Here is a 20412-nt window from a genome sequence, read left to right on the forward strand (position 1 = left end):
GGTCAGCCGACCACAAGAATGTGGGCGTGGAAGAAGGCCCACGTGGTCGCAATTCCGCCCAAGAGGTAATGGGCAACACCCACGGCACGGCCTTGGATGATGGAAAGAGCACGGGGCTGGATGGCGGGAGCCACCTTCAGCTTGTTGTGAGCCCAAACGATGGACTCGATCAGCTCCTGCCAGTAGCCGCGGCCACTGAAGAGGAACATCAGGCTGAAGGCGAACACGAAGTGAGCGCCGAGGAACATGATTCCGTAGGCAGCCGTGTTCGAGCCATAGCTGTTGATCACCTGAACGGCCTGAGCCCACAGATAGTCACGCAGCCAGCCATTGATGGTGATGGCACTTTGAGCAAAGTTGCCATTGGTGATGTGCGCGACGGAGCCGTCGGCATTCACCGTTCCCCAGATGTCGCTCTGCATCTTCCAGGAGAAGTGGAAGATCACGATTGACAGGGAGTTGTACATCCAGAACAGGCCCAGGAACACGTGGTCCCAAGCGGAGACCTGGCAAGTACCACCACGACCAGGACCATCGCAGGAGAAGCGGAAGCCCAGGTTGGCCTTATCAGGGATGAGACGGGAGCTGCGGGCGTACAAGACACCCTTCAGCAGGATCAGCACCGTCACGTGAATCGTGAAGGCGTGAATGTGGTGGACCATGAAGTCGGCAGTGCCGAGCGGCATGGGAGCCGCGGCGACTTTGCCGCCGACGGCGACCACCGAGCCGTTGAACACTTCACTCACACCCGCGAGGGCATTAGGAGCGGTGCTACCGGCAGCTGCGGCGTGCACGTTTTGAATCCACTGAGCAAAGATCGGCTGAATCGAGATGGCCGAATCACTGAACATGTCCTGGGGACGACCCAAGGCACGCATGGTGTCGTTGTGGACATACAGGCCGAAGCTGTGGGCTCCGAGCCAGATGCAGACCCAGTTGAGGTGACTAATGATCGCGTCGCGAGCCTTGAGAACCCGATCGAGCACGTTGTCGATGTGCTTCGCGGGGTCGTAGTCGCGCACCATGGCAATGGCAGCGTGAGCGCCGGCGCCAACGATCAGGAAACCGCCGATCCAAATGTGGTGTGTGAAGAGACCAATCTGGGTCGGATAGTCGATCGCTTGGTACGGATACGGAGGCATCGCGTACATGTGCTGAGCAACGATGATGCTCACTGAGCCGCCGATGGCCAGGTTGACCGCCAGCTGGGCATGCCAGGAAGTGGTCATGAACTCATAAAGTCCGTCGTGACCATTGGTGGCAGGGAACAGCAGGGGATCGCCCTTCTGGCCTTCGTGGATCTCCTTGATGGAGTGACCGATGCCCCAGTTGGTCCGGTACATGTGACCGGCAACGATGAACATCACGGCGATCGCCACATGGTGATGGGCGATATCCGTCATCCAAAGGCTTCCCGTCACAGGATTTAGACCACCTTTGAAGGTGAGGAAATCGCTGTAGGCAGCCCAGTTACCGGAGAAGAAGGCACCGACACCGGCGCTGAAGCCGGGGTACAGCTGAGCCAGCAGATCCTGGTTGAAGAATTCGTGCGGCAGCGGAATGTCTGCAGCCGAAGCGATGGTCTTGCCATTGAGAACCAGCGGCTGGCCGGCATCAATGGCATCCATCAACTTGGTGACAGGAGCCGAGACGTGGATCAGGTGGCCTGCCCATGACAGTGAACCGAGACCCAGCAGACCTGCCAGGTGGTGGTTCAGCATCGACTCAACGTTCTGGAACCACTCCAGCTTTGGCGCTGCCTTGTGGTAGTGGAAAACACCAGCGTTGAGCATCAGGCCGGCCATCACCAGAGCACCGATGGCCAAAGCCATGAGCTGGGTTTCACTGGTGATGCCCCAGGCCCGCCACATCTGGAAGAGGCCTGAGGTGATTTGGATGCCTTGGAACCCGGCACCCATGTCTCCATTGAGGATGTCTTGGCCAAAGACAGCCCAGACCTGCTGGGCGCTTGGCTTCACATGGGTGGGGTCGGCAAGCCAACCGGAATAGTTGGAGAAGCGTGCGCCGTGGAAGAAGGCACCGCTGAGCCAGATGAAGATGACGGCCAGGTGGCCGAAATGCGCGGAAAAAATCCGCCGAGAGACCTCTTGCAGGTCGCTCGTGTGAGCGTCGAAGTCGTGAGCGTTGGCGTGAAGGTTCCAAACCCAGGTGGTGGTTTTGGGACCTTTCGCGAGGGCGCGGTCGAAATGTCCGGGTTTACCGAACAATTCAAAGGTTGCAGGATTGTCAACCTTCTCGACCTGGCTCTTCGCGTCACTCCCACGCTCTGGTGGGCTGATGGTCATCGAGTCGTTCCTCGAGGGACGGGATTCGAGGTGGTGGGCCACCCCTCCGGCGAATCGGAATCCACCGGGGCCCCGGACACCAATCCACAGGGAATCAGCGTCAGGGCGTCAGTGAGGCAGGGAGCCGAAACCCCTTGACTGCACTGAAGCTGGGGCCCCACAGAGGGGACCGCTGGCGGAAGCATAGGTGCGGAGGTGGGGGTTAAAGGGAACTGAGTTACAAAGGTTCAATCCCATGGCGGGCCAGTCAGCGACAGGCGTCTGCAGAAGGCCGAGAATCAGTCAAACAATGAAGATCTCAACCAGTAAGCAATACAATTTCCCGCAAATATTCTCCTTAAATAACTAAAACTGTGACATTGAAGGGCTGATTGTTCAGAATGATCAGATCTGTTCATGCCCAATGCTTCGCCCTGGCCTGAAGTCGATATGGGCTGTTCTGCTGACAGCTGTGGTGCTGCTGAGCGCCGGATTGCCAGTTCATGCACGACCTGGATTCTTCAACCGCGATGTCGGCACCGGAGCGAAGCCCCTATCGAGCTCGACCCCCAGCGGGAAGCTCCAGGAGGTTGCCCCACCAGGGGCGGTGCAACAGCTGCGGCAGGAGCTGCAACGGCACCGTCCATCCCTGCGGTTGGTGAATCCAAGCAACGACACCATCGTGGCGACGCAAGAGCTTGAGCTGAGTTTCGAGATCGATGACTGGCCCCTGAACAACGACCCCGAACTGGGTCTGGGCCCCCACATCGCCATCCAGATCGATGACCGTTCTCCCCTACGGCTGAGCGATAGCGATGGCAACCGCCTGACGGTCCGCATTGACGATCTGGAAGCGGGCAGTCACAGGTTCAGCGCATGGGCTGCTTATCCCTGGGGGGAGGCCGTTCAGTCACCAGGGGCCTCCATCCAGGGCCGCGTCCACCTCTGGCAAAAACTTCAGGGCACGCAACCCGACCGGGATTCACCCTGGCTGGTTCCTGTTCCACCCGCTGGAGAACAAGGCCTGCAACCACTTCTGGTGGACTGGCTCCTTTGGAATGCTCCGCTCCAAAACCTGCGTGAGGGGGATGGACGCTGGCGTCTACGCATCAGCATTGATGGAGACAGCTTTCTGGTTGATCACCAGGAGGCCCTGTGGCTCATAGGATCCAATGGCGCAAGCAGTCACGACATTCAGATGGAACTTCTGAATGAGCTGGGCGAGCCGATCACACCCGTGTTCAACAATCAGCTGGTTCACCTGAAGGCTCCATCAGGTCCCAAGCCGGGCTGGATGCGATCGCGCCTCAATGAGAGCCAACTCGCCCGCTTAAGCGGATCACCTGAGCCAGAGATGCCGGAAACAACGGTCGAACAACCGAAAGAGGCTCCACAGAAAGCAGAACAGCCACCACAACTGGCGCCAGTCGAGATCGAGGCCGAGACAGAGACAGAAGCAGAGACAGAGACCGATCCCATCGCCCCCGAGAACAGCGATCACGAGACCCCACAGTCGCCCCTGGCTCAGGACCAAGCCACGGCAGAGGCCAGCCAGCCAACACCGACCAAGGAGCAGCCCGCTGACAACGATCTTCCAATGAACACCAGCGAGAACAATCCACCGGTTGCGGAAAAGCCAACCGAATCGCTCGAACAGCAGGCCAAGACAGAAGCCAAGCTGATGCCGAGCAGCAGCCTGGGAGGATCAGCGCGTGAGCTGCTCAACAGTGATGGCCGCTTGCGCAAGCCCTGACCCGGATTCCCTGCCCTGAACCCAACACCCGACGTACCTGCTCTGGGCCTAGGACTCTCCCCCAGCGCCATGCCGCTCTTGGAGCGATTGCTGCTGCGCGGCCACATTGACCGGATCAAGGCGGCCGATCAAAACATCAATACTGCTCTTGATGAGCACTGGATGGCGCAGAACGTCGTGCTGATTGTGGGTGCCGTGGGCGCGGTGACACGCCTTATCGCACCGCGGATCCAAAGCAAGGAGCAGGATCCGGCCGTTCTGGTTCTCGACCCGAAAGGGGATTTCATCATCCCGCTGCTGGGAGGCCATTCCGCAGGTGCTGAACAACGCGCGCGGGAGATCGCCATGGATCTGGGAGGGCAGGCCGTGATCACTGGCGCCTGCGCCCATGAAGGACGTCTCCCCCTGGATGCCTTTGGTGAAGGCTGGGGCTGGAGACGCAGGGGGTCGGTGGCGGGTTGGCGCACTCTGATGGTGCGGCAAGCCCAGGGATTCAGCATCAGCATTCATCAGAACAGTGGATGTTCCGCCTGGCAATGCCCCGAAAGCCAGCACTTGCTCGAAAAAGTGGCGTCAGAGGCCGCTGACCTTGTGATCGGAGCGCGCCTTCAGGGTGATTGCCAATGGCATCCAGCAACGCTCTGGATCGGCATCGGCTGCGAGCGCAACACCAGTCTGTCCCTGGTCGAAAAGGCCATTACCGAGGCTTTAGCAACAGCCGGGCTGGCGAAGGAGGCTGTCGCCGGCATCGCCAGCGCAGAGCGGAAATCCGATGAACCAGCCTTGCAACAACTGAGCCAGACCAGGGCATGGCCGTTCCGAACCTTTGCAGAGCAAACGCTGGCCTCCATTGACGTGCCGAACCCCTCCGAGGTCGTGCGCAGGGAAATGGGAACAGCTTCAGTGTCAGAAGCAGCGGCGTTACTGGCTGCAGGCGACAAAGGTGTTCTGATCCAGCCAAAGCAAATCAGCCATCCCGCTCCGGGAGAACAGGGCGCCGTCACGGTGGCCATTGCCGAAGCTCCGCTACCCCACGCACCGGGTCGGGGCGAACTGCACCTCGTCGGCAGTGGTCCCGGAGATCTATCCCTGCTCAGCGGAGACGCCAAATCGGCCCTATCGCGATGCTGCGCCTGGGTTGGGTACAGCCTCTACCTCGATCTGCTGGAGCCCCTAAGACGTCCGGATCAAATTCGGTTCGACGGTCAGCTCACCCGGGAATGGGACCGCTGTGCCGAAGCACTGCGCTTGGCACAACAGGGCGCCAAGGTTGCTCTCATCTCCTCTGGAGATAGCGGGATCTATGGAATGGCGGGATTAGCTCTGGAGCTGCTGCTTCAGCAACCTGAGCAGGACCGACCCAGCTTCACTGTGCATCCCGGAATTTCAGCATTCCAGCTGGCCGCCGCCAGAGCGGGAGCGCCACTTATGCATGACTTCTGCAGCGTGAGCCTCAGCGATCGCCTTACGCCCTGGACTGTGATCAAGCAGCGCTTGGAAGCAGCCGCAGCGGGAGATTTTGTCGTTGCGCTCTACAACCCACGCTCCAGGGGAAGGGATTGGCAGCTGGGGGAAGCCAAAAATATCCTGCTGAAACACCGCCCCTCAACCACACCGGTGATGCTGGCGCGGCAGCTGGGCCGCGCTGAGGAATCACATCAGCTCACCTGCCTTGAACGCTTAGAGCCTGAATCGGTGGACATGCTCACCTTGGTTCTGATCGGGAACAGCAGCAGCCGTGCCGAGGATGACTGGATGGTGACGCCGCGGGGGTACCCCGGGGCGAGCCTCCAATAGAAGAGGTGCAGGTCAAACACCCACTGGCTTGAACCATCAGCCGTAGCAATTCATTCTTTTTCGACCCTGAAGGCTCTACCCAACTCAAACAAAACATCAACGATTCTCTGATCCAAAATCGAGATCACAAACGACAAGCCAGCCAAGAGACCCAACAAGACAGCCTGTAACAACTATGACCATGATTAAAAAGATGACGACACGAGCCAACAAACAAGAAAATGTCATCACAACGGCGTGCGTGAAATTCTTATTCAACTTTTCAGATTTTCGATTGGCTCCAAACTCGATTCCATCAACTCAATCTTGGTCGGCATTCTGGTTGAGCCGCCTTAACCAAAGTGTCAGGCCATTCATGAATGGATGTCGACGTCAGTCCTCCCTGCTTCCCCAGAGGATGATCAGAACGCACTTTTGAACCCTTGGACGACTGGATCACTGAGTCTTTCCGCCGACGGAAGCGAACTCCCTAAGCCCAGCCAATCGCGCTAGACAGGCGGACCCAGCAGTTGCCGCTGACATGGGTCCGTGTCCCGAGCTAGGTGCATGAGTCCGGGACGCAACACAAATAAGCCAGTGAGGCCAGACGATTCAGCGAAATTCGATACCAACCGGGGTTGTTTGTAACTATCCCCAAGGCGGAAACCACTCGGGGACAAGACCCACACGGGATAGCCCCAGGACAACTGCAACGATCCCCAGCTTCATCCCCACCAGGATCCCCGCGTACTTCCAGCTGAACAAGGATTTCGTCTTGGTCGTCACAAGGCTCATCTGCTTCCCCCACATCATGCGCCATTTTTGCTGCGGGCTCTGATGAGCAGCTTCAATCCTCTGCAGAACGCTTGCGACGGCGAGCACGATCGCTCAGGCCAATGATCACCCGCGTGATCCCCCACGCCAGTGCAACACCCAACACGATCGAGAGCAGTGTCGCCAAAGCACATCTATTGAGGACACCGGCAAGCACCGGATGCCACTCAATATGCCGTTCTGATCAAGCGATGCGTTCGGACTGTTGCGATCAGTCGCGTGTGTTCACGTCCTTGTCTTTGGGTGCCTCTGTCTTCGCCTGAGGCTTGGCGGCCGCCTTGGAGGCCAGAGAGGCTTCCAGGCGCTGCAGCTGCGCTTCGCGCAGTGCGCAAGAAATACTGAAGGTGCGGTCAGTCATCGATTGGCGTTCCCAACGGCGGCAGACACAGGGCCTTATGCGATCGAGAGGGCGCCTACAGATATAAGGACCGATGAAACCTAGTCGCTCAGCACCCCACGTCCAGGGAGCAAAAGTGCTTACGTCATCGTCTTGCAACACATGGGTTGACTCACCTCAGGGGTCAGCCCATGTGTTGCAAGACGATGCCCAGAGCTTGCAGACCACTCCTCCCTTCCATCCCTGAAGCTCATGCTCGTCAGCACTGAGGCTGATGCGCTCTTGGTATCACCAAGGCACTCAATTCAGAATTTCTTCCGTGAATCTTCGGGGAGCATTGCAGCAATAGGCATCTCAGCACCCATAGCTTCCTTAGAACAGTTCTCTTTTCCTCATGTGCCCACCAGACCTGTCGAGTCTCAAGTGGGGGAATGACGGCGAGTTGTCTCCCAATGACACCCTCAGCCTGGTGGAGAGACTGACAAGAGCAGAGCAGAAGTCCGAGGGAGTTGACGAAACGACTCTCAACTCCAGTTCCATCTCCCAGGGGGAACCCTTACAAGAGTCCTGATAGAGGGCGACTGACGGGCATGTCAGAAAGACAGTTCCGAGTCGAAGAACTGAACCCTTTTTTGGAATGGCACCTCCACACGACTGAAGCTTCGCTGGAGCTTGCCTTTGAATCAGTAACGAGGATCTCCAGGATGATCGGCAGGAAAACCAGGGTGCTCAGCAGGGATGGAGCAGTCCTGTTCGAGCTGGATCCATTGGAGAAGAAGAACTAGAGCCGTTTCATCAAAGGATGAAGTCGCCATACATACGGAGTTCGCAAACTCGAAGAACAAGGTCGACGGGAAGAAGCAAAAGGAAAACCCCACTCCCTAGCCACTGAGCCAGGGCGACTTGGAATCTGAATCGAGCCCATCAACGAGCCTTCTGCGGCTTACCTCCACGAGCTACGCCTCTTACGGCCAACGCTGTATCCAATGACCAGGCCGCCCGCAGCTCCAACACTCCCGGCCGTTAGTGCGGTCACCTGATCCTTGGTGAGTTCGCTAGCCAGGCTTACCGACAGCCCCAGGACCACGAGCATTCCCGCGCCTGTGAGCACTGCATCCAGCCCGAGGCTTGACTGTCTGTAGAGAACTGGCTTGGGTGGTTCTCCCTTAAATGCACGATCTGCATCGGACCGCGCATGATCAATTTCTCGCTGCAGGCGCTCGATGTCCTTTTTGGGGTCAGGCATCATGCATCAGCAATCCACTTGCAGGCGAAGACGGTTAGTGGCGTCCAGATGGCAGCAGCGATAGCCAGTTCAAAACCAAACATGGATCGTCTTGTCTCTAAACAAAACCTCGCCGTTTCAGCTGGAAACCAACTCCCCCATTCGATTGATTGTTCCGTCTGAATTCAGGGGTTCGCATCCCTCAACTGGGTGAACAATGAAAAATATCGCCATTGCTAACGGGACAAATGTTTTGTCGAGAGATGGATAGCGACAACATCAGCGCCCCCTGCTTTTCCCCGAAGGATCTTTTTTTGCTTTCAGCCAATTGGCATCAGGCTTCCCGACCGTCCTTAGATGACGACTAGAAGAATCCGCCTTCCGTCATTGCAATGACCTGATCCACTCCAAGCCCGCCAGTGGCGACTGCTTCAAGGGCTCCATTGGCAAAGATGCCAACACCTTGTTCGCTACTACTGGGGAGTGATGCCATCTGGAAACTCAGCTGGCTGCCCTCAACGCCATGGATATAAATCCGATCATTAGCTTCTAGGTCATTCAGTAAGTCAGCAAAGCTGCCGTCTGTGGGGCGTCCATACAAGACCGAATCAGCGTGGACATAGACCTTGTCCGCAGCACCATCGTTAGCACCAGCACTAATTGTGTTTTTGCCAGCACCACCACGAACGATGTCTGCTCCAGGACCTCCAGACATGTCGTCACCACCCTGACCACCGTTCATCTCGTCATTGCCAGCACCACCAACCAAGGTGTCGCGACCGAAGTTGCCACCCATTAAGTCATTGCCATTACCACCGATGAGGTAGTCACCACCTCCGTAACCACGCAATGTGTCGTTTCCATCGCTGCCATCAATGGAATCTGCATGAACTGCACCATATTGAGCTTGAAGAGTATTTGCATTTGAATCTCCGACTAAAATAAAATCTTCAACACCCCACAAGGATTCAAGCGCACTCCAATCGGCAGGCGCGAATGAAGTTCGATATTCACCATAAACATTTGAATTATATGACATAGCCGTATCATCTTGATCCCACCTTGCGTCAAAGCCAGGTTCACCCAACCCAAGTGCGTGACCGAACTCGTGAACAAAAGTATTATAACTATTATGCCTATGATTCAAAGAAGCTATAGGCTTTACAAATGTTTCAGATGTTATGTAGCCACTTCCATACCATGTACATAAGCCGAGAGTATCGCCATCAGCGCCAGTCCAGTCCCTAATATAAAAATCAATCGTAGTACTGTCATTAGCAGGAGCCTCAACAAAGTCTAAATCCAGCGCTGCATCAACTTCGCTTATAACATCCCTTGCAAATTCCTCAAAGCCTAAGTTATTGGAATTTACGTCTGAAAAGTAATATGAAATCAACTCAATATCTAAATCACTATTTATTATGTTTCTGATCTTTGGCGTCCATGTGTCATCAAGCAAAACGCTTCGGAGAGTCATCTTAAAATCCAACGCATATCCAATTAATAGACAAAAATCCTCAAGATGCCAACTTTTATTTAGCTACGCACAGAGGATAAAAGCCACAAAAAATTAAAATTTCGATGTGGATCACACCGGCAGCCTGCGGTGCCGTCAACCAAGCCTAAAGATCCAGGCCGTGATTGCCATTACAGCGGGGCGAAGTAGGTGCGCAGCCCCATCAACCTGTCCTGCTCTTCCACCGCCAAGAAATGGCCAAGCCAGTCCAGTCGCTATGGTTCGAATGTGGCTTCAACGAAAATGGCTGATGCACTTTAAAACTGAATCACCATTAGGCCCCCTTGGATGGCGTCACTGTAAAAACGCAATTCCCAAGAATCTAATCCAGGAAATTAAAGCAGAACTATCTGAATGGATGACAATCAAAGGTTCACCCAAGAAGGGCTTGGTTTTTAATGACATTGATCGACAAGCCAAGCAATTCTCAAACTGCATCTCAGACTTCCAGCTTTCTCTGCAGAAGAATCTACCTTGCCTTCCATCTGTATATAAACTTGCATTATCTCAAGAAATAAAAGGCGTACTGGAGGCCAATACAGGCTGGAGCAAAAGCGAGCTGAGTCCAATTCACAACATTAGAGTTAAATATCCAAGCAAATACGGCGTTAGCCCTTTTACGACTGTCCCCTGGCACCAGGACTATGGAGCCACCGATCCGGGACAGAGCAATCTTTGTGTTGTGACCGCCTGGATTCCATTAACCTCTACAGATAGTCACAATGGTGGAATTGAAATAATGCCTAGAAGTACAAGCTTAGGATGGCTTGAACATCGACGCGGAGAAAGTGGACCAGAAGTCAAGGATGAAATCATGAAAGAAGTTCTAAATGAGCGACGCGATTTACAACCCATCAAGACGAAAACGATCCTCGGTGATTTAATTTTATTTGATCAATACACACTTCACCGCAGCCTTATCAACTCAAGCAACCAACTTCGTTGGTCAATAGATATGCGATACATCTCTAGCGGATCAGAATCCGGACGTCCTGGAATGTGGCATAGAAATCCTGTAGTAGGAGAATGCGTCAACACCGAAGTCATGTCTTTAATTCAGCAAAGGCAAAATTTAATGGACAATCCAGAGACAACCATCAGAAAGCGTGTTGACAGCAACTAAAATAGTTGCCTTGATGAAATTCAGAACAGACACGTATCTAGTACCTGAGAGAAAGACTTGATTTGAATTTTCTAATTAACTATCTTGCCCAAAATAATCCGCCATTGCTGACGGGGTGGAGTTGGCTTGCAGCTCTACCAATTCGCAAAGCCACGTCGCCCGCCACCGTTGCCCCAGGCACCTGAACCGTTGCGCCAGCCACCACCACCGGCGTTAGCGAAACCACCACCGGAATTAGCGAAACCGCCACCATTGCGCCAGCCACCGCCGTTAGCCCAGCCACGTCCGCGTCCGTTACCCCAGGCAGCGATCTCCAGCGGTTTGTGCAGCTTTGCCTTCAACAGGTGCGACCAGCCGTCGTCACTCCGTGCAGCAGCAATGCGTTGCTCGATGCTGTTGTCAGCTTTTTGAACGGAATATGTTCCTGCCTCAGTGGCGCCAACACTGCTCCAAGTGCTGAGCAGGATCAGTGTTCCAAGAAGGGTGGTTGGCTTCATTAGGCCCATTGAGCAGCTGAACTTCTGAAGTACTAGCCACGGTGGAAGCGGCAGGTCATGGGTCATGACGTAACTGCGTTGAGTTTTCCCCGCTCTGGGTAAGCAAGAAAAAACCCCATCACTGCTGAGGGGGTGGTGTGTGTGAGGTTTTATCGGAAAATGGATGGCCTCAATCAAAAGTTCACTGGTTTAATCGTTCTGTTTAACAACCAGCCTAGATTTTTGCTCCATCAGTCATGGCGACCTAGCTAGTTTGAATGGCAGATTCTTCGCTTCTACGATCAATCAACTGCTCATAAAGGGCTTGAGCCTCAAGGTGCTTGCCTGCCTGAGTGAGAAGTTTGATACGCTCAAAATACTGTCGTTTAGCTTGCATTTGATTTTTAAAAAGGAAGGGCTTGCACCCCTTTTTTCCATAATGCAGACTACTTCCTATCTAAACATTGGCCTGAGTGGTGAGTTGAGTGAGAACGTGGTGAGAGGGTCTCTGGCTGTAAATGATTGCTCGACGACTCTCTAGACTTGAGGTGCACATGCGGCAGCGCTAAAGATAAATTGCACTCTTAATTCTTTTTTTTTCAAGCATGAGCTGCTTTTGCGACGCCTGGCCGATACAACTCTTATCCTCTTCGGATAAGGTTGAAATATAGAGCATTCCAACTGCAAAGGTGTTAATCATCATTCTTTTTCTTTCAAGGCTGTAACCGCGAAAGCTTGATTCGTCGCTAGCAATCTGGACCTCTAGCTCGGAAATTTTATCGAAATTGATCTTTATGAATTCCTGAAAAAAAGATGAGCCTTTTCTCTGAAGACAGTTAAACGCTGTCGATGCAAAATGGATTTGACTTTCGCTGATCATTTATCTTGTGCAATTGGAGGGAATCGCCCATACACAACATCTCCGTTCCAGCCGTGAATCACCTCCCCCAACCGTGTGATTTATTCAGCGGACTTCATCCCCCAAAAGGACTAGAGGCTCACCCCCAGGTGCCAACCCATCAGCCTGTCCTGCTCTTCCTCGGTCACGAAATGGTCAAGCCAGTCCAGGAGCAGCTCAAAGGGTAGCAAAGACAAAAACAAAATCATAGATAGACCTTAATTTCAAGTCAAAGCAATAAAACTTACCAGAATAGTTCAAAGTCTTATGCTCGATCAATCAAAAGGAAGGCCAAGCAAATGAAAAAGAAAATTCTTGCTGCCACCACCCTTCTTCTCCTGGGAACTGGAACCGCATTGGCAGGAACTTATGACGCTCTATGCGGAGACATGGAATGCCAGATCTCAGTAAGCGGGAAGGGGGTAAGCAGCCCTGCGGGCTTTACCCCCACAGACCTGATATCGCAGTGGAATGTTGGCAAGGCATCTGATTACGATGCAGGCAAAGGTGTTGCAGGTGGCCTTGGCGGAGCCACTGCAGGCGCGATAGGAGGGGCAGTATTGCTTGGCCCTATAGGACTCTTAGGTGGACTAATTGGTGGAGCAATTGCTGGAGCCGATGCAGGCAAAGAATTTGAAGGTTATTTCACAATTGTTGGATACAACAAAAAAGGGGAAAAGATTGCCCACAATTTCTTTTTCATCAATCGCAAGCCTGTCAAAAGATTACTCTCTGAGTTACCACTTGTTACTGGGCTTGCTTTAGGAGAGGAACGGGATCTCAATGAAATTGAAGCTGCATTCTCCGGAGAAAGCCAAAGCACAAACACCAAAGAAAATCTTCCCTCAAGGCTTGGCCAGACAAAGACAGCAGCAAAGAAAAAAAATTGCTGGGAAGACTATCTTAACTCCAATCCTGCAATGGCGGTATGGGCAAGCAATAACCCTAAGCTTGCCGACAAACAAAGGATTAAAAGTGGATATAACTTATGCGAGCAAGATTGATTTATCGGTTTTGAACTAAACGGTCGCAACACGCTTTACGGGAAGTCAGCGCCGCCAGCCGAAACGACCACGTTGTGAGCTATTGACGCCTAACCCCAGCAGCGCATCAAGCTCGCGACAAGCGCCAACAGTGACGGACGGCTGCTTGTTTTTGACGCCTTCACCAGCAGCGGCCATCAACTGGTGAATGGTCCAGCAGAGCATTTCCTGACGATCAACACCAGTGGCGTTCAAGTCTTCGCGGACTTCAGACCATGCCCGTTTCAGCAGGCGATACGACTGACGACGCGATAACCCCCACTGTTGTGCCGCATGTTCGACACAGGTGCTGTTGGAAGAGCCGCTAAGGATCAATCCCTTAAGGGCAGCAACGCGCGTTTTTATTGTCTCGTTGGTTGCTTTGCCCATGGCCAGTCGGGTTCAACGCGCAGCAGGTGGTTGGTGATGATTTCGCGCTGGAGGTAGTGCAGCAACGTCATCTGCAGCGGAATCAGATCACACGCTGCGTTGGCAAAACTGCCGTCATCAACCATTGATTCCGTAGTCTCCGCAAACGCGGCAGACAGCTGCTGCAGCTCAGAACTGATCATTCAGCCAGCACCAACGTTGTCGAGTTCGTTCTGCAGCCAGATACGTTGCTGAATCATCCGGTCACGTTCATCAAGCAAGTTGCCAGCACGCTCTTCAATCTCCTTCTGCAGGTTGCTGATCTTGCTGGCTAGGCCCTGGATGTGAGTTTCAGCCTGCTTACGGTAAAAATCACGCCCAAGGTTGGCTGGCAGCCAGCTGGTTTTGCACCACTGCTCAAATTCAGGCGGCATACCGCAAAAGCTGGGATCTTCTTTCAGGGCAGCGTCGCGGTAGCTGAGCTGGCGATCCAGCAGGCGCTGTGAGTCTCCGGGCTGGCAATAACACCAGTCACCAAAAACAGGATGGGGGCGGCTCAGCATGATCAGAAGCTCCGGTAACCGCGTTGCCACGGTGCAAGTGATTGACGGTGTTGGCGCTCTTGCGCAACAGCCTGGTTCTTTTCACGCAAACGCTGAGTTTCTAAGCGCAACCGTTCAGCCCGCATTTTGGCCGCTTCAATCTCAGCATCAGCCTTACGTGTGTCGATTGAGATTCCCAAATAGGCAGCAAGATGACGATCTTTTTGCGCAATCAAACTGCGAAGGGTCAGCGACTTTGCAATGGCGTCACGGTCAATAGGTTTACCGTAGGCACGCCCTGGCATAAGCCTTGCAGCACCGTCAATCCTGCGGATACGAGCTTCAAGCGCACGTGCTGCAGTTTCAACAGATTCCTGCTCTTCGTAGGCCGTTTGGATGTCGGTTTCAAGCGACATAGTGAACCTCCGTTGGTGTGCGACGTGACTGTGGATTTGACAGCGGATCAGGTGCGCTGGTCACATCATCATCCTGTTGCATACAAGGCTGACGATTATCAAATTGCGCGTCACGCTTCAGCTCGCGCATAACAGCTTCACCGAGCACAGAAAGTGACACGATTTGACTACTAAGTACAACCAATTTTAGACTGTTAGCGCAGGAGATTAACCCCTGCATTTACGAGTGTGGGCAACTCTGGGAAGGCATCAACAACCTTCCCGGTTTTTTTGACGCATTATCAATTACGACTGGACTATGGGGTTGTCTTTTCTTTCCAGTCAGTAATCGGGGGTCGTTCGTATGGGTTCATCGGGACGCCATAGCTCTTGTCGCGACCTTGTGTGTCTTGCGGACCCTGGCTAGCAGGGAGCCTGAGATTGGGCGTTGGTCGGCCAGCTTGCTTCTTCCAACGAAGAAATGATTTTATAAACTCTCGCTGCGCGTCGACATTAGCGAAAAGGAATAAAGCCACACGCTCTCTTCCAGCATCGTCTATGTAGTGAATATAATTATAAAACTCTCTACTCTCTTTTTCATAGCGGTAGCTGAGATATTGATCTCGATAGATACCCCCTTGCCCTTCTACCCACATCGCTGAACCTTGAAATCTTACCCGGCATTCCTGCTTGATTTTCCTGCACCAAGCATCGTGGTAACTCTTCGGACCACCTTCAAACGAACCAGCAGGAAAATCTGCGTCTCCAAAATTAGCTTTTGAAGGAATGAAGCCCGAAGACAAAAACAGAAAAAATATCAATAGATAGAGTCTTTTCAATTCACTCCTTCGACGCACCAGAAAACTGTATTTACATGCTTAGTATTTTCACTTTCTATTTTTGCTCCCTGCTCTTGGCATTGATCCATTGAAGACACTTGAACTGCTACGGAAGAAGTAGAACCGTGCATTGCATTGCCACGGTAGTGAGAGATCACCAAATGCACTACAGGCTTCAGCTCTATGGCAGGGGCAACCAATTGCTGATCAGCTGTAGGTTCAGCATTTGACGAAGCAGACAATCCACCCAGCAATAAAGGCAACAACAGAAAAATTCGTTTCATTGTCGCTATTCAAAGACTGGCCCCAGTCTTGCTTACGCAAGGCTGATTACGACTGAAGGAAGCGGGTGCTTCCCTCAGAACCCTCAACCCAGTCGAAGAGAACTGCTGTCTTCAGGGTTGGCGGCAACGTAGTGACCGGTGGTTGCTGACGACGCATGCCCAAGCGTGCTCTGCAGGGTGAACACATCAACACCACGGCGCACAGCGTGTGTCGCGTGACTGTGCCGTAAACGGTGCGGGTGCAGCTCAAGGTCAGCGAGCTTGCCCCACTTCCGCATTGAAAACGCGATTGCTTGGCGCGTCAGGTGTGTTCCTGGCCGTTGCCCTTTGAAGATGAAGTCGGATGGTGCGCCGCGGCCCAGAGACTCAAACAAATCCATCGTGTCGCCGCTAACGCGGACCACTCTTGATTTGGAACCTTTGCCGAACAGTTGAATTTGGCCGCCATGGCTCAAACGCTCAACATCACCCCATTTCAACCTCGATATTTCGCTGACGCGACACCCCAGCAGGTAGCTGCCTTTGACCAGCACATAGTCACGGCGCGCTTTGAGGTTGCCGACAGATGATCGTGCGATCACTGATAGCAGTGCTGCCAGGTCTTCTTCGCTGACTGATTTGGTGGTCTTCTGCGCCGCCAGCAAACAACGTGGCGGCACTGGGTTCCGCGGAACACCTGTTGTCGTGCAACGCGCTGGCTCCGATGCCCAACGATAAAAAGCAGACACCGCTGAGATTCTGCGGTTGTAGCTGTTGGGCTTCAGATCACCGGCATCAACACGCTGCCGCAGGTCATCAACCCACTGCTGCATGACGTGGGGATCAATCTGTCGAAGCAGCAGATCGGGATAGTTGGCTTCACGCCAACGTGTGAAATGCCGCAGCTCGCGCATGTAGCCGTTGCGTGTTTCAGCACTGTTGGTGCGGCTGCACTGCCCAAGGAATTTGCGCAGCAGCAACTTGTCGCCCCAGACGCTGTGTCCGGCTCTGGCGTGGTCATAGAGCTTGGAAACGAACGCCAGTGCTTCGTGGCGCTCCATACCTGCCAAGACCGATGGCAGATTTGTCGTCGATTTGTCGTCAGCCGAATTTTCACCTTCAGTCGTAATGACTGAAACGCCTGTTGGGGCAATGTTTGAGGGGGCCTTCCAGCCCCCATGAGTCATTTGGGTGATAAGGCTGACTTCACCCCATCTCCCCTAAGGGTCAGGCAGCAACAGGGGCTGCTTGACGGGAGAAACGAACGATGTTGTTCGCAGTTACGGGTTTGCTCTCACCGAGCAGGCTTCAGTCACCCTCCTCATGCCCCGTCGAAACCATTGCAGCCCCGAGAAGGGGGAATGGAGCTGAGCGGAATCGAACCGCTGTCCGAAACACTGGTGTGGATCACCTAGTCCGACAAAGCCGGACACTGTCATTCTGACAGGAGTGGTGGCCTGGAGCACAACGCCCTTGGGTCGAACAAACCGGCTATCTGCTGTTGCAGTTCTTCCCCAGGGCCTTGAGGCTGCCGGCAGCGAAGAACTGACCGACCTCGGGGCCCATTCCGTGAAGCCAGGCAGGCGTGCCGTCAGCTTCGAAGCAGACATGGCCTGTCTGTACAGGATGCACCTGCAGGCTCGGCTGCCATTCCGCGTGCTGCGTCAGGTGGCGAGCTTCCCTTGCCAGGGCCGGGACGACCTCTATGACGGCATTCGCCAGGCCCTCGACTGGGAACGCTGGCTGCATCCCTCCATGACCTTCCGGGTGGATGTGACCGGAACAGCACCGGGTCTAAACCACAGCCATTTCACGGCCTTGCAGGTCAAAAACGCCCTTGTGGATGCGCAACGGGATCTGTGGGGAGAACGCTCCTCCATTGATCTCGACGACCCCGACCTCTCCTTACATCTCCACCTTGGCCGCGGAGTGGCCGAACTCAGCCTCGACGGCAGTGGCGGGAGCCTGCACCGCCGCGGCTACAGGGCAGCCATGGGGGCCGCACCCTTGAAAGAGAATCTGGCCGCCGGCCTGATTCGCCTGACGGGCTGGGACGGAAGCAGCCCCCTGGTGGATCCCTGCTGCGGATCGGGAGTGCTCTTAATCGAAGCGGCACTGGCAGCACTGCAGCAAGCACCGGGATTGGAGCGTCGTTTTGCCCTCGAGGGCTGGGCCGATTTCCAGCCCGAACTCTGGGAGAAAGAAGTCGATCGCGCCAGGCAGCGCAGGCGGCGAGACCTCACAGTCCCCCTCCTGCTTGGAATCGAAGCGGATCCCGCCATCGCTGATCAGGCCCGCGCCAACGTGGAGGCTGCAGGCCTGAGCGGAATCATCCGCATCTCCACCAGCCCGTTTGAAGACGAAACACTGCCCGATGGTCCGGGAGTTCTGGTGTGCAATCCGCCCTATGGCCAACGCATCGGTGACGAACAGGAGCTCGATGCGCTCTACAGCGCTCTGGGGCAATTTGTACGCCGAGAAGCCTCCGGCTGGCAGCTTTGGCTGTTGAGTGGCAATCCGAAGCTCACGGGTGCACTACGGCTCAAAGCATCGCGACGGATTCCTGTGAGCAACGGCGGAATTGATTGCCGCTGGTTGCAATACGACATTCGCTGATGCGACAACACGAGCCCACAGGTTTCAGTCGTCGTAGGAGACAAAGCTTCCATTCACAGAAAATCCATCATCGGAGTCAACATTGATCGAAACATTGGCGACGGGTGACATCTGGTCCAACGCGCTATCCCAGCAGCGATAAATCTCAGCATGAATCGCTCGGGCGATGTGATCAGGGGCTGAAAAATATTTCATCCATTTGCCGCTTGAACGACGCTTGCGGGCCGCCAACTGAGAGGCATTTCGCTCGAAGCTGCAATGAACCGTTGCAACTGCAACCTGTGTGAAACGTTGGAACAGTTTTTTGGCCAGAAAAGCTTGCATCATCAAATCATTTTGACGAGGCTTGAGCAGATCTTCAAAGCATCGTTTCGGCAATCTGTCGGACTCATTTGAAAGCCGCTGTGCCTTTCTTTTCAGCCCCCTAGGCCAATAGGACGCATCAATCCCCCGCAGAATTTGATAAAGATCAAGATGAAGCAATAGACCAGATGGCAGGGCCGACTCTCGCGATAACCGCTTCACATGACTGGCCTGAAAACAGGAATGTTGCTCTAAAGCAAGGCTGTAATCGTCATATTCACGACCGGATCGATCCAAAATAGACTCGAGAAACTCACCTCTCAGTGCATCACCGAACAAAGAAAGATCAGCCTGGACCGCTTTCTGGATGACGGATGACTTTCCAGATCCGCAGGGACCGGCCACCAAGAAAAGAGTTGACTGTCCCGAGCCAAGCTCAAGACGCGAATCGGATTGCTGATCAGGAACAAGATCCTGCCGAAACCTTCGCCTGAAGGGGAAGCGCAACGATCACAAAAGAACAATCAAGACAAGTTAACCTGGCATTAACCGTGCGTTAACCGTTAATCGCCTGGTGAAGTGATGACGATGCGTCTACCGCGCTGGGCCGGTTCAGACCCGCCCCATCACCGCACGCACAGTTTTCATCAGGCCCTCAAGCGTCTGGGGCAAGAAAGGCCCCTTCAAAACCTGCCCACCGATGCGCAAACTGATGCCAGCCAGCACAAGATTGGCAATGGAAAGGGTCAGCAGCGCGCGGATCCAATCCAGCCCCCACTCGGCCTGAATCCAAAGCAGCAACGACGCTTCTCCCGCCAACAACGCCAGGAACATGGCGGTGCCTCCGATGGCGAGGAACAAACCACCGCTGATCAATCGGCGTTTTTCCCGATCCACCTCCTGCAGAGCAATACGCACATGCAGGTCCATGACAGACGCCGCCAGCGCCGTGACCCTGGCGGCTGCTCCAAATCCACGCGGAGAGTTCTGATCGGCCATCAGGAACGCCGTCCTCCACGAAGCATGCTGCCCAGCAGCAAACCAACACCTAGAGCAACACCGACGGCCAGAAGCGGTCTCTGACGCACAGGCGCCTCAATTTTTGGCCGCAGCGTGCTGTTCAACTCATCCAGCAGCTGTTCCAGTTGCTCTTCCAGCGGGTCAAGACTGTCGGCCCAGTCGCGGCTGCGATCACCCGCGTTATGGAGAAGATCCTCAAGTTGATCGCGCACTCCTTGAGGCGTTAGGCCTGTATTCGCTTCGATCAGACGAACAAGCTCATCCACACTTCCCCGGGTCGCTTCCAGGGTGTGATGGGCCAAATCCGGCCAACGCTCTTGGATGGTGGGGAGCAGGCTGTCGAACCGCTCACGGAAGTGATGCTCGAATCTGCCGTTGGACTGCGGCGGTGTCGAGGCCATAAAGACCGGTGGCAGAAACCTCTAAAAGGGTAGGGAGACTGAAGGCTGAGGGAAAGTCTTTGCCGCGATACGCCCTACTGCGTCACACCGGAGCACCGGACGACCCCAGCGGATGCCATATCGATCTGCTACTTGAGCATGGGGACAGCTGCAGAACCTGGCGCCTCGCGACCGTGCCGCGCCCGAACGCAGGGGGGCAACCGGCGGTTCCCCTGCCACCACATCGGCGGGTCTGGCTGGAACCACGCAGTGCCGCCGTTTCGGGCAACCGGGGCTGGGCCGAACGGATCCATGCCGGGAGCTACAGCGGCGAACTTCCAAACGCCACGGATGCAGACGTAACCCTGCAGCTCCAGGGCGACCTTCAGGGCTGCCTACGCATCGCCGACGGAAACTGCTCGTTAACGATCCCTTGAGCT

At 54.5% G+C, this 20412-nt stretch carries 24 protein-coding genes; 6 read left to right on the top strand and 18 right to left on the bottom strand.

The window, feature by feature from the left end; translation table 11 throughout:
• Positions 1-2 precede the first annotated feature (2 nt).
• The gene (gene psaA, locus FZZ92_RS10835) at positions 3-2306 is read right to left on the bottom strand and encodes a photosystem I core protein PsaA (RefSeq protein WP_166017663.1); all 2304 of its coding nucleotides are present in this window, start codon (positions 2304-2306) and stop codon (positions 3-5) included.
• A gap of 403 nt (positions 2307-2709) precedes the next feature.
• Between psaA and FZZ92_RS10840 the strand changes: the two genes are divergently transcribed.
• Complete coding sequence (locus FZZ92_RS10840) at positions 2710-4038, top strand: hypothetical protein (RefSeq protein ID WP_226423208.1); 1329 nt, start codon at positions 2710-2712, stop codon at positions 4036-4038.
• A 69-nt stretch (positions 4039-4107) separates the two neighbouring features.
• Positions 4108-5835, top strand: a complete 1728-nt coding sequence (gene cobJ, locus FZZ92_RS10845; protein ID WP_226423209.1) for a precorrin-3B C(17)-methyltransferase — start codon at positions 4108-4110, stop codon at positions 5833-5835.
• Between the two features lie 826 nt (positions 5836-6661).
• On the opposite strand, the gene FZZ92_RS10850 is transcribed toward cobJ, so the two are convergent.
• From FZZ92_RS10850 to FZZ92_RS10865, 4 genes are all read right to left on the bottom strand, one after another.
• Entirely contained in the window at positions 6662-6805 is a 144-nt protein-coding gene (locus FZZ92_RS10850; RefSeq protein ID WP_226398169.1) for a hypothetical protein, read from the bottom strand.
• Positions 6806-6859: 54 nt separating this feature from the next.
• On the bottom strand, positions 6860-7006 hold the full coding sequence (locus FZZ92_RS10855) for a hypothetical protein (protein WP_226398168.1): 147 nt from the start codon (positions 7004-7006) through the stop codon (positions 6860-6862).
• Between the two features lie 922 nt (positions 7007-7928).
• Entirely contained in the window at positions 7929-8231 is a 303-nt protein-coding gene (locus FZZ92_RS10860; protein ID WP_226423210.1) for a hypothetical protein, read from the bottom strand.
• Positions 8232-8574: 343 nt separating this feature from the next.
• Complete coding sequence (locus FZZ92_RS10865) at positions 8575-9687, bottom strand: hypothetical protein (RefSeq protein WP_226423211.1); 1113 nt, start codon at positions 9685-9687, stop codon at positions 8575-8577.
• Positions 9688-9976: 289 nt separating this feature from the next.
• Here FZZ92_RS10865 and FZZ92_RS10870 point away from each other — a divergent pair, with 289 nt between their 5' ends.
• Positions 9977-10849 (top strand): phytanoyl-CoA dioxygenase family protein, encoded by an 873-nt coding sequence (locus FZZ92_RS10870; protein ID WP_226423212.1) that lies wholly within the window; start codon positions 9977-9979, stop codon positions 10847-10849.
• Between the two features lie 134 nt (positions 10850-10983).
• Here FZZ92_RS10870 and grrA read toward each other — a convergent pair whose 3' ends face one another.
• The gene (grrA, locus tag FZZ92_RS10875) at positions 10984-11346 is read right to left on the bottom strand and encodes a GrrA/OscA1 family cyclophane-containing rSAM-modified RiPP (RefSeq protein ID WP_226423213.1); all 363 of its coding nucleotides are present in this window, start codon (positions 11344-11346) and stop codon (positions 10984-10986) included.
• Positions 11347-11890: 544 nt separating this feature from the next.
• Positions 11891-12205: a hypothetical protein gene (locus FZZ92_RS10880; protein ID WP_226423214.1), complete on the bottom strand. Its 315-nt coding sequence runs from the start codon at positions 12203-12205 to the stop codon at positions 11891-11893.
• A 317-nt stretch (positions 12206-12522) separates the two neighbouring features.
• On the opposite strand from FZZ92_RS10880, the gene FZZ92_RS10885 reads away from it, so the two are divergent.
• Positions 12523-13227, top strand: coding sequence for a hypothetical protein (locus FZZ92_RS10885; RefSeq protein WP_226423215.1), 705 nt, complete (start codon positions 12523-12525; stop codon positions 13225-13227).
• 45 nt (positions 13228-13272) lie between these two features.
• Here the strand turns inward: FZZ92_RS10885 and FZZ92_RS10890 are convergent, their stop codons facing one another.
• From FZZ92_RS10890 to FZZ92_RS10925, 8 genes are all read right to left on the bottom strand, one after another.
• The gene (locus FZZ92_RS10890) at positions 13273-13635 is read right to left on the bottom strand and encodes a hypothetical protein (RefSeq protein ID WP_226423216.1); all 363 of its coding nucleotides are present in this window, start codon (positions 13633-13635) and stop codon (positions 13273-13275) included.
• Positions 13608-13817, bottom strand: coding sequence for a hypothetical protein (locus FZZ92_RS10895; protein ID WP_226423217.1), 210 nt, complete (start codon positions 13815-13817; stop codon positions 13608-13610). The genes FZZ92_RS10890 and FZZ92_RS10895 overlap by 28 nt, the downstream gene beginning before the upstream one ends.
• Positions 13818-14177 carry a hypothetical protein gene (locus FZZ92_RS10900; protein WP_226423218.1) on the bottom strand — a complete coding sequence of 120 codons (360 nt, stop codon included), beginning with the start codon at positions 14175-14177 and terminating at the stop codon, positions 13818-13820.
• 2 nt (positions 14178-14179) lie between these two features.
• The gene (locus FZZ92_RS10905) at positions 14180-14572 is read right to left on the bottom strand and encodes a hypothetical protein (RefSeq protein WP_226423219.1); all 393 of its coding nucleotides are present in this window, start codon (positions 14570-14572) and stop codon (positions 14180-14182) included.
• Entirely contained in the window at positions 14562-14732 is a 171-nt protein-coding gene (locus tag FZZ92_RS10910; RefSeq protein WP_226423220.1) for a hypothetical protein, read from the bottom strand. Before FZZ92_RS10910 ends, FZZ92_RS10905 begins: the two co-directional genes overlap by 11 nt.
• Positions 14733-14868: 136 nt before the next feature.
• Positions 14869-15372 (bottom strand): hypothetical protein, encoded by a 504-nt coding sequence (locus FZZ92_RS10915; RefSeq protein WP_226423221.1) that lies wholly within the window; start codon positions 15370-15372, stop codon positions 14869-14871.
• A 14-nt stretch (positions 15373-15386) separates the two neighbouring features.
• The gene (locus FZZ92_RS10920) at positions 15387-15674 is read right to left on the bottom strand and encodes a hypothetical protein (protein WP_226423222.1); all 288 of its coding nucleotides are present in this window, start codon (positions 15672-15674) and stop codon (positions 15387-15389) included.
• Between the two features lie 83 nt (positions 15675-15757).
• Positions 15758-16714, bottom strand: a complete 957-nt coding sequence (locus FZZ92_RS10925; protein ID WP_226423223.1) for a tyrosine-type recombinase/integrase — start codon at positions 16712-16714, stop codon at positions 15758-15760.
• 412 nt (positions 16715-17126) lie between these two features.
• On the opposite strand from FZZ92_RS10925, the gene FZZ92_RS10935 reads away from it, so the two are divergent.
• Entirely contained in the window at positions 17127-18269 is a 1143-nt protein-coding gene (locus FZZ92_RS10935) for a class I SAM-dependent RNA methyltransferase (RefSeq protein ID WP_226423224.1), read from the top strand.
• Positions 18270-18293: 24 nt separating this feature from the next.
• Here FZZ92_RS10935 and FZZ92_RS10940 read toward each other — a convergent pair whose 3' ends face one another.
• The 3 genes from FZZ92_RS10940 to FZZ92_RS10950 all read right to left on the bottom strand — a co-directional run bounded on the left by FZZ92_RS10940 (position 18294) and on the right by FZZ92_RS10950 (position 19993).
• The gene (locus tag FZZ92_RS10940; protein WP_226423225.1) at positions 18294-18980 is read right to left on the bottom strand and encodes a hypothetical protein; all 687 of its coding nucleotides are present in this window, start codon (positions 18978-18980) and stop codon (positions 18294-18296) included.
• A gap of 204 nt (positions 18981-19184) precedes the next feature.
• Positions 19185-19571, bottom strand: a complete 387-nt coding sequence (locus tag FZZ92_RS10945) for a phage holin family protein (RefSeq protein ID WP_166017742.1) — start codon at positions 19569-19571, stop codon at positions 19185-19187.
• Positions 19571-19993: a YqjD family protein gene (locus FZZ92_RS10950; RefSeq protein WP_115093108.1), complete on the bottom strand. Its 423-nt coding sequence runs from the start codon at positions 19991-19993 to the stop codon at positions 19571-19573. Before FZZ92_RS10950 ends, FZZ92_RS10945 begins: the two co-directional genes overlap by 1 nt.
• 59 nt (positions 19994-20052) lie before the next feature.
• On the opposite strand from FZZ92_RS10950, the gene FZZ92_RS10955 reads away from it, so the two are divergent.
• Positions 20053-20409: a hypothetical protein gene (locus FZZ92_RS10955; protein WP_166017741.1), complete on the top strand. Its 357-nt coding sequence runs from the start codon at positions 20053-20055 to the stop codon at positions 20407-20409.
• The last annotated feature ends 3 nt before the right edge of the window (positions 20410-20412 follow it).

The organism is Synechococcus sp. MU1611 (assembly GCF_020514255.1).
Taxonomy (GTDB): domain Bacteria; phylum Cyanobacteriota; class Cyanobacteriia; order PCC-6307; family Cyanobiaceae; genus Parasynechococcus.